7 protein-coding genes and 1 pseudogene are annotated in these 9,583 nt (G+C 52.7%); 1 reads left to right on the top strand and 7 read right to left on the bottom strand.

The window, feature by feature from the left end; translation table 11 throughout:
- Nucleotides 1-37: 37 nt before the first annotated feature.
- Genes ABGT74_RS07925 through ABGT74_RS07910 form a run of 4 tightly spaced genes read right to left on the bottom strand, consistent with a single transcriptional unit; the run spans nt 38 to nt 3,807 of the window.
- Entirely contained in the window at nt 38-1,249 is a 1,212-nt protein-coding gene (locus tag ABGT74_RS07925) for an FGGY family carbohydrate kinase (RefSeq protein ID WP_297284365.1), read from the bottom strand.
- A gap of 3 nt (nt 1,250-1,252) precedes the next feature.
- Nucleotides 1,253-2,188, bottom strand: coding sequence for a transketolase C-terminal domain-containing protein (locus ABGT74_RS07920; RefSeq protein ID WP_297284366.1), 936 nt, complete (start codon nt 2,186-2,188; stop codon nt 1,253-1,255).
- The gene (locus tag ABGT74_RS07915) at nt 2,181-3,005 is read right to left on the bottom strand and encodes a transketolase (RefSeq protein WP_297284367.1); all 825 of its coding nucleotides are present in this window, start codon (nt 3,003-3,005) and stop codon (nt 2,181-2,183) included. The genes ABGT74_RS07920 and ABGT74_RS07915 overlap by 8 nt, the downstream gene beginning before the upstream one ends.
- Nucleotides 3,006-3,027: 22 nt before the next feature.
- Nucleotides 3,028-3,807, bottom strand: coding sequence for an SDR family oxidoreductase (locus ABGT74_RS07910; protein ID WP_297284368.1), 780 nt, complete (start codon nt 3,805-3,807; stop codon nt 3,028-3,030).
- Between the two features lie 336 nt (nt 3,808-4,143).
- Here ABGT74_RS07910 and ABGT74_RS07905 point away from each other — a divergent pair, with 336 nt between their 5' ends.
- Complete coding sequence (locus tag ABGT74_RS07905; RefSeq protein ID WP_297284369.1) at nt 4,144-5,196, top strand: LacI family DNA-binding transcriptional regulator; 1,053 nt, start codon at nt 4,144-4,146, stop codon at nt 5,194-5,196.
- Between the two features lie 99 nt (nt 5,197-5,295).
- Here ABGT74_RS07905 and ABGT74_RS07900 read toward each other — a convergent pair whose 3' ends face one another.
- From ABGT74_RS07900 to ABGT74_RS07890, 3 genes and pseudogenes are all read right to left on the bottom strand, one after another.
- A complete protein-coding gene (locus ABGT74_RS07900; protein ID WP_297284370.1) occupies nt 5,296-7,098 on the bottom strand; it encodes a PHB depolymerase family esterase in 1,803 nt (600 codons plus the stop codon).
- 17 nt (nt 7,099-7,115) lie between these two features.
- Nucleotides 7,116-8,513, bottom strand: coding sequence for a glycoside-pentoside-hexuronide (GPH):cation symporter (locus ABGT74_RS07895; RefSeq protein WP_297284371.1), 1,398 nt, complete (start codon nt 8,511-8,513; stop codon nt 7,116-7,118).
- A 232-nt stretch (nt 8,514-8,745) separates the two neighbouring features.
- Nucleotides 8,746-9,583 (bottom strand): annotated as a pseudogene (locus tag ABGT74_RS07890) (hypothetical protein); the annotation flags it as partial.

Genomic DNA, 9,583 nt, shown 5'->3' with positions numbered 1-9,583 from the left:
TTTGGTCTTTGGTTCGGAATAGTGTAGTGCTGGCGGTCTATCTCTTGTTTTCGGTTGCTTGCTTCCTTACCGTACATGAGCATTTGCTCATAGCATCCAAGACCGCTTGTATCTGCAGCACAATGCTGTCCAGCGCCGCACGGATGATCTCGTTTCTGCCGGTCGTGCGGGTCATGCCATACAGCATCCCTTTGGCTTCGTCGTTCCAATAAGGGGCAGATAAACCGGAAAACGCGGGCACCAACACGGTGCGGTCCTGCGGATTGGCCGCTTTTGCCGCCGCTTCCGTCTCCCCCGGGGATTGGATCAGCTGCAAATCATCCTTCAGCCAGGTAATGACCGCGCCGGTATAATTGATGTTGCCCTCCAGCACGTAGTTTACCTTGCCATCAATGCCCCAAGCCAGCGAGGTAGCCAAACCATGCCGACTGGCAATACAGCTTTCCCCCGTGTTCATCATAATAGACGAGCCGGTGCCATACGTGGTTTTTATCATACCACAGCTGTGGCAGCCTTGTCCAAACAGCGCCGCATGGGAATCACCCATCGCACTGTGAATCGGCACTTTATGCGGAAGAAAGCCATCCAAGTCGGTCATGCCGAACAGGCTGTTGCTGTCGCACACCGTTGGCAGGCACTCCACGGGAATGTCAAAGATCCGGCAGATCTCCTCGCTCCACTGCAAGGTATGCAAGTCGAACAGCTGGGTTCTGGACGCATTGGAATAATCGGTTTTCCACTGTTCTCCGTTCGCAAGCCGGTAAATCAGCCAGCTGTCTATGGTGCCCAAGCGAATCTCCGCCGTCTCCGGCAGTTCTTCAGTATTTTGCAGCAGCCAAGCCATTTTAGCAGCTGGAAAGTACGGAGACAACGGCAGTCCTGTCTTTTTTTCGATTTCTTCGCTATGCGCCTTTTTCTGATGCGCAATCTCCTTGGCTCTGGCGCATTGCCACACAACGGCAAGGTTTAAGGGCTCCCCCTGCCGGTTCCAGATCGCGGTGGTTTCTCGTTGGTTGCTGATGCCGATGGCAAAGATATCCGCTTTACGGATGCCGGTTTGCTCCACCACATCTTTTGCCGCGGCAATCACGCTTTGATAGATTTCCTCCAAGTCATGCGAAACCCATCCCTGCGCATTGATGATTTGTCGGTGGGTGCGGTCTGCACGCCCTACCATGCGCCCATTCTCATCTGTCAGGATGGCTTTGGTGCCCTGCGTACTCTGATCGATGCCCAGTATGTAGCCCATGGATTATTCCTCCGCCAGCGCTTTTTTTACCGTGCACGCAATCCCTTCCGCGTCCATACCGTAATAATGAAACACCTCTTTATTGGTGCCCGGAACCAAATGTGCGTCCGGCAAAGCAATCTGACAGACCTTGGTCGGATGGTGGGCTGCGGTCACCCGGGATACCAAGCTGCCCAGTCCGCCAAATACCGAATGCTCTTCAATGGTTACCAGCAGCTTGGACTGATCCGCGCATTGCAGCACTGTCTTTTCATCCAACGGCTTGAGGCAATACATGTCCACTACTCCGGCATGAATGCCTTCTGCTTGCAGGATTTCCGCCGCCTTCACCGCATAAGGCACCATCTCGCCGCACGCAATCAGGGTCATATCCGCTCCGGTGGAAATGACATTGGCTTTGTCCAGTTCAAACGCCATCGTTTCATCATATACATCCTCGGTGGCGGAGCGGCTCACCCGTACATAAGCCGGTTTTTCATCCTGCAACAGCGCTTGCATGAGTTTTGCCGTCTGAAAGCGGTCGCTGGGCAAGTACACCCGCATATCCGGCAGCGCGCACATTGCCGCGATATCCTGACAGGAATGGTGGCTCATGCCCAGAGCGCCGTAGCTTACGCCTCCGCTGACGCCCACCAAAGTCACATTGGTGTTGCTATAAGCTACATCAATTTTCGCCTGCTCATAGCTTCTGGTGGACAAAAAGCACGCCGGAGAAACCGCAAACGCTTTCTTACCACACGCTGCAAGGCCGGCCGAAACCGAAACCAGATTCTGTTCCGCAATGCCCAGCTCAACAAACTGCTCCGGAAATGCCTTTGCAAACGGCGTCATGGATGCAGAACCCCGGGAATCTGTGCAAAGCACCACGATATCCGTGTCTGTTTTAGCCGCTTCCAGCAGCGTTTCGCAAATGGCTTGCCTGTTGGTTATGTTATTCACCTTGCAGCACCTCCTCAATTTCTTTCATTGCCTGCTGATACTGTTCCTCGGTCATGACGCCGTGATGCCAGGAAGTCTGATTTTCCATAAAGGACACGCCCTTGCCCTTCACGGTGTTCGCAATGATAGCGGTAGGCTTTCCTTTATATGCGGCCGCCTGCTCATATGCAGCATGCAGCTGACTGCAATTGTTGCCGTCCTCTATCGAGATGACATGCCATCCAAAATCCCGGAACTTATCCGCAAGGCTTGCGCTGTTCATCACTTCTTCCGTTGTGCCGCTGATTTGCAAGCGGTTCAGGTCCACCGTAGCGCAAAGGTTGTCCAGATGATAATGACCGGCAGCCATCATGCCTTCATAATTGGAGCCTTCCGCCATTTCACCATCCCCCAGCACCACATAAGTGCGGTAAGGACGCTGATCCATTTTTGCTGCAAGCGCCATGCCGACGCCAACCGACAAGCCATGTCCCAGCGAACCGGAGTTCATCTCCACGCCGGGCACCTCCATATTGGGATGCCCGATATAACGGCTTTGATATTGGCTGAACGTCTCGATCGCTTCCCGCTTATTGAAAAAGCCCTTTTCTCCCAGAACACAGTACAGTGCATCCGCACAGTGCCCTTTGCTCAGGAGGAATCTGTCCCGGTCAAGGTCATTTACCTGCTGAGGGGATACGTTCATCACATCAAAATACAGGGTGGTCAAAATATCAATGACGCTCAAATCGCCACCCACATGACCTGCGCGGGAACGGTACACCATTTCGATGATGTCCCTCCGCATTTCGTAAGACTTTCTTGTCAGTGCGTCCATCTTGCATCCTCCGTTTTCGCGATTAGTAAATGGTGAAGCCGCCGTCAACCACCAGATCTTTACCTGTGATCATGTTGGATTCTTTGCAGGAGAGGAACAGGACCGCCGCTGCGATTTCATCGGTTTCTGCAAAGCGATGTGCCGGGATCTTCTCGATCATATCGGTTTTCACCTTGCCCTGCCATGCCTTTTCACCCATGTAGGTATTGACTACGGTCGGCGCCACGCCATTGACATTGATACCGTATTCGGCCCATTCCAGTGCGCAAACCTTGATCATACCAACCAAAGCCGCCTTGCTCATCGTGTAGCCGACATGCTTATTGATGGCGATGAAATCCGCCTGCGAGGTAATGCAGACGATCTTGCCGCCCTTGCCCTGCCGGATCATCTGATTGGCAACGCCCTGACAGACGCGGAATACGCCCACCGCATTGATTGCGATATGCTTTTCAATCGTGCTGATCTCGATGTCCGTAGCGCGGTACAGATCAACGAAGCCCGGCATCGCAGCCAGCACATTGACCTCACCAAAGGCTTCGACCACTTGGGCGAGCATTGCATCCACGCTTTCCTGCTGCGTGACATCGCATTTAACGCCGATGGTTTTTACACCGAACTCCTTGGCAATGGCTTCCGCCACTTCCGGACAATTATCCTTGCAGTCTACGATGGCAACGTTCGCACCCTTCTTCGCATACATCCGTGCAGTAGCCTCTCCAATGCCGCCGGCACCGCCCACAACGATCGCATTTTTGCCGGTCAGATCAAAATCGCCCGTTACCTTTTCGTACTGAATCATTTCGTTTCCCTCCTGAATATTTAGTTTGTTCGTTTCTGTAATTCAGATTTTATAACTAAATATTTATATTGTAAATACTGAATATTCAACATTCTTGCTCAATCGTTTTTATGCATCATGAACAAACCAATCTTATTTATCGCGAAAATACGATGCCATTCTATACGATATTTCGCCATTTTACCACATCATACCAATTTTCAGCCAAACTAATTTGCATAAAAATCGTTCACTAAATATTTTTATTCCGTTTATTTTCTTCTTGACGAAATATGGAATTTTATTTATACTGGACATAAAGCAATTCATGAATTTTTATAAGCGGGGGAACCACCAATGACCAACAAAGAAATTGCCCATCAATTAGGAATATCACCTGCCGCCCTTTCCCTGATCATCAATCATAAACCGGGCGTATCCGACAGCACTCGTGAAAGGGTACTGGCACAGCTGGAAGAAATGGGATGCGGTGCGCTGGTCAAGAAAACCGTTTCCTCCCCCAGCAACAACCTGTGCTTTATCATCTATAAGCGTCACGGCGAAATTCTGGATCTGCATCCTTTTTTTCTGCTGCTCATGGAAAATATCGAAAACCATGCCCGTTCCTACGGCTATAACATTCTGTTGTGCACCATCGACAAGCGCCACCCGCTGGAACCGCAAATCGAGCATCTCAACAGTCTGGATTGTCAGGGCGCTATCCTTTTTGCAACCGAGATGCAAGATGAAGATATGGAAGTCTTCCAGAATCTACGGATTCCTCTTGTGGGCTTGGACAATGACTTCACCCGCCTGACCTGCAACACCATCGCCATCAACAATCAGATGGGCGCTTTTCAAGCGATCGAATACCTGACCAAGATGGGGCACACCCGCATCGGATATCTGCGAGGCCATATCCGCATCAGCAGTTTTATGGAACGCCAAGCCGGATATGAAAGCGCTCTTTCGTATTTCGGTTTGCGGTTTCAGGATTCTGATATTATCACCCTGCACTACACGGAGGAAAGCAGCTACCGCGATATGAAGTCCTATTTGGAGCATTCGCGCTCTGCTCCGCTGCCCACAGCATTTGTTTCCGATGATGACACCATTGCCGTAGGCGCTTTGCGCGCCCTGACCGAGCAAGGCTACCGAGTGCCCGAGGACATTTCCATCGTCGGCTTTAACGACCGTCCCACGTGCGAAGTCACCGTGCCGCCGTTGACGTCCATCAACGTCTCCAAATACGCGCTGGCCCAAGAATCCGTGGACGAGCTGCTCCGCCTCATTCAAAAACAGCCGCAAAATAATCCGGAGCCGCGTTCCCGGAAGATTCGCATCGGCACCAAGCTGGTGACGCGCCAGTCGGTTGCCGGCATACCGCAATCCTCTACAGGCGCATTATAAGCACCGGTCTTTTCCTTTCCGCCGCCACCCTTTACAGAAAAAACAAGCACGGATTCGCTCGAATCCGTGCTTGTTTTGCTATTCTATTGCATTTTTCCTTCATTTCTGTAAGTAGCGCACTTTTCCGTCTACCCGCGCAAATTTGGAGAAAAACTCCTCCCAAATGCGGAATGACATCTCGGTCATGGTGGCATGCGGCATATAATCCACCCAAGTAAAGTTCACCATCGGCGCACCATCCTCCCGGCCATACGTCAAATCGTGCCAGCGGCCATGCACCGTCCATCCGGTTGTAAAATCTTCCGGCATCTCGGGCGCAATATGGTTGATGCCACGCCAGATACGCAGGCTGTCGCCGGTTTCATTCTCCGTGGTCGGAACGGAGGGCAAGAGCCACGCCTCCTGCTCGCCGCCGAACATCCAAATCGGGATCTGTACATCCTTCCGGCAAACGATCTCCGGCAGGGCGCGAATATTCATGTCCGGCATCTGGAACAGGATACCCGAACAGGGTGCCGCTGCTGCAAACACATCGGTCATTGCCATGGCAAGCACCTGTGTCATCACCGAACCGTGCGAATGCCCGGTTGCATACACGCGGCTGCGGTCAATCGCATGCGCAGCGCAGGTTTTTTCCAGCATCGTCCGGAAGAATTGCAACTCATCCGGCCCATCCGGCGCATTGTGCATGAAATTCCACGCAGGCAGCGGCACATTATCCGGGTCGCATGCCTGATTGGCGCACAGCATCTGTCCCGGCGTTGCCGACGGATGCACCACGATAAAGCCATGCTTATCCGCCACCTTGTACCATTCCGAGTTGCCTGCATAGATCTCGCCCGAACAGGTGTAGCCATGCATTGCAAACACCAGCGGAACCTGCTTTTCCAGGTTTGCCTTTATCTGTTTCGGTACATAGACATACCATTCGCGCATCCAGCCGCCAATCTCTTCATAGTGGTATTCCATGCCGAGATCCGCTACGGGATCTTTTGTCACGCGCAAGTCGCCGCCCGGCCCGCTCATCCAGCGGCGCTGCCGATACAAAAACGATTTCCAGATGCGGCGCAGCAACGGATTGGCATACGCCTCAGATGCGTCTGCGATCGCACTTGTGCAGACCCGAAACGCTTCTTTTTCCTGATTGGGCGCATACGGCACTTCTTGCGTCCGCACATAAGTCATCACGTCCGGTTCGGTCTGTCTGCCCGGTTCGGTAATACCGCAGGCAGCGCGCCAGTAATCCGCCACGCCGTTATCCGCACCCTGCGGATAGGAGGGATCATCAATGATCCACGCCGGCATCGGAATTTCGCCTTTTTTGATGCCCAACCGATGCGTCTCATCCTCAAAGCCATCCAGATTGATGCAAAAATCAGCTGCTGCCGCCTTGCGATATGCCTCCGCAACCGCTGCACCGCCTACGCTGACCACACCGGCCCACACGGCAGGCTGATACATCGCCGCCATATTGGCCAGCACGCCGCCCTCACGGCAGCCGGTCAGATAAAACTTGGACTCATGTACGCAAAACTTGAAGCGCTGCGTGCCCGCGAGATAAACCGCGTTGATATAAGCGACATCCCCATTCGGATCGCCATACGGCTCTTTGACATTCCATTTGCCGCCTTGCGGCTCCAGGAAAAACAGAATCAGCTTTTCCTTGGTTTCCTCCGTGTCTGCGATCATGCGCCACCAGCTGTCGCGCCACAAATCGTCTGCTGTTTTGCCATTCTCCGGCAGGATGAACACACCGGCCGTCGAGGGCCGCGCCCCCTCCGGGATGTACACCAGATACCGCCTTGTTTTTCCACCGACCGTCACCGTCTCTTCAAACGTCCCCTGATACAGGGGCTTGAACGGATGCTGCGCGTCAACTGCATAATGAAAATTCTGATACATGCTCTATTCCTTCCCTTTTATTCCGCCTGCTTGAGCATATCTTTTTGCTCCATATCGGCAATCATTCCGTCATACTGCTTATCCAGCTTATAGGCCAGCATCAGCAGGATAATGACTGCCCATGCAAACACCGTGCCCCAGATATACAGGTTTTCTACCATAGCGACCGCAGACGGAATCTCCTGCTCCAGACCGGTAAAGCCCGATGCATCCATCAGCCAACCGATTACCGCACCGGCAATACCGCCGCCGAACTTCTGTCCTACGGTTGCTGCACTGAAAACGAGTGCCTGCACACGCACGCCGGTTTTCCAGTGACCGTAGTTGACCACGTCAGCCATCATGGTGAAGATGCAGCCGAACAGCGGCGCCTTGCCGATGCCGCGAATTGCTGCGATCACCGCCGCAAACGTCGGGTTTGCCGGCACAAACAGCAGAAGCAGCTGCGCCACCGCAGTCAGGATCGCGCCCCAGAGCACCAGATTGCGCTTGCCGAACTTTTTGATAAACGGCGCAAGAATCATAATCACAATGACCTGCGGAATGTTTTCCGCCAGATTGAGCACGCTGTAATACTCGTTATTGCCCAGAATATACTGTGCATAGTAGGTGGCGCAGGTGCCGTTGACCGTCTGGTATACGGCAAGGAACAACGCCGAAATCAAAATCAGCAGGAAATACTTGTTGTGAATGAGTGCACCGAATCGCACACCGACCGGAAGCTTCTCCGCCTCCTGCGCTGCCTGCGTGCGTACACGCTCCTTGGTGCCGAAGAAGCACCACAACAGCAATGCAATGGCCACAATGGAGTAAATGAGCGTTACCTTGATCCATGCCGCCTGATCGCCGCCCATGCGGTTGATGATCGGCAGAGTCGCCGCCGATACGATCATATTGCCGATCGGACTCATTGCCATGCGGAACAGATTGATTTTCGCCAAGTCCTGCTCGTTGCGCGTCATGAGCGGCGCCATTGCGCCGTATGGCAGGTTGAGCGCCGTATAGACCACCGTAGTACATAGGTTATACGTGATAAAAATGTAAATGGCCTGCACCGCCGCTGTCGCATTAGCCGGCAGGCAGAACAGCGCAACCGCCGTTACTCCATACGGGATTGCCATCCAAAGCACCCAAACGCGGCCGCGGCCATGCTTGGAATGCACCTTATCCCTAATCAGGCCGATCGCAACATCGGACAGACCATCGAAAATGCGTGAGAACAGCATGATCATACCGACCATGGCTGCCGAAACGCTCATGACATTGGTGTAAAAATACGTGACCAGACCACTGGTCAGTGCAAACACTACATTGCAGGCGACATCGCCCATGCCGTAGGACACTTTTTCAAAAATACTGGTTCTTACATTGGCTTCATCCACCGGATTTTGCACGCTTCGCTTTGCTGTTGCCATAGGTTTCTCCCCTTTTCCGTTTTTTATTGGGGGCCACGAACCTGCGCAGGAATGGGTTCCCTCTTTCTGCCCTTAGTGTACTGTATTTCAGCAGGTAAAAATACAGAAATTACGCATTCCCCATTTCCGCATTTTTCGCTCTTTTTGGAATTTCAAAAATTTTCCGCGGCCAATATGGCAAGAATCATGGAATACAAGGTCAAAAAACATATATTTTATTTTATCTCGCTGATCAGCAATCCCGTCTTTGCAGAAGGATCATTTCCACTTCATGCGGGCCAAGGTCTGCTTCCAGCAGCAGCTTTCCATCCGTATCGCTCTCGCAGACCGTAAAGGACGGCTGCGACGTTTCGCTCAAATAACGCAGATCATCCGGCCCGATTTTTGCCGGCGCACCGATTTCCAGCCACTTATCATAGGCCGAACCGGTTTTCCGGCTGATGCGCCGCCGCTCCTGCCGGTATCCGCCCGGATGCAAGCCCGTCAGGGTCAATGCAATATGCAAATTCCCTTCCTGCCGGAACACTTTGTATGCATCATGTGGGTTGGTCAATTTTTGATAACGGTATCGGTACAAGGCATCATAATGGCAATAATGGTACAGAAATACCTGAATTTCGTTGCGGCTTTTGGAGACAAACCACCCCCGCCCCCGTGCAACCAACCGCTCGCCAACGCGCGTCAGCAGCCGCAGCGCCTGATATCCTGCCTTCGGGATTCCATTCGTCGTGAACAGGCCGTATCCGCCATGAAACACGCCGCCTGGCACCAGCCATTCATCGATAAAATCGGTCAGCAGCCAGTATCCCATCATATCCACGTTATCGCAGTTTTCCAGTATGTTCTTTGTCAGCCATGCCGCCTTATAGCAGGTATCGCTGGACAAATCCCGCTGCCACAAGGTCGAGCTCCATTCCTCAATAATCACTTCCCGATCGCCCAACCCGCATTCCGCTGCCATCAGCCGGAAAGAGTGCAAAAAAGGACCTGTTGACAAAATCCCCAGATGCTCAGTTTCTATGATATAATAGAAACAAAGGAGGGACGGAGCATGATGGGACGGCAAAGTG

The sequence above is a fragment of the uncultured Agathobaculum sp. genome, assembly GCF_963927765.1.
Classification (GTDB): Bacteria; Bacillota; Clostridia; order Oscillospirales; family Butyricicoccaceae; genus Agathobaculum.
The sequence above is the reverse complement of the archived record's forward strand: the minus strand, read 5'-3'. Positions and strand labels throughout refer to the sequence as shown.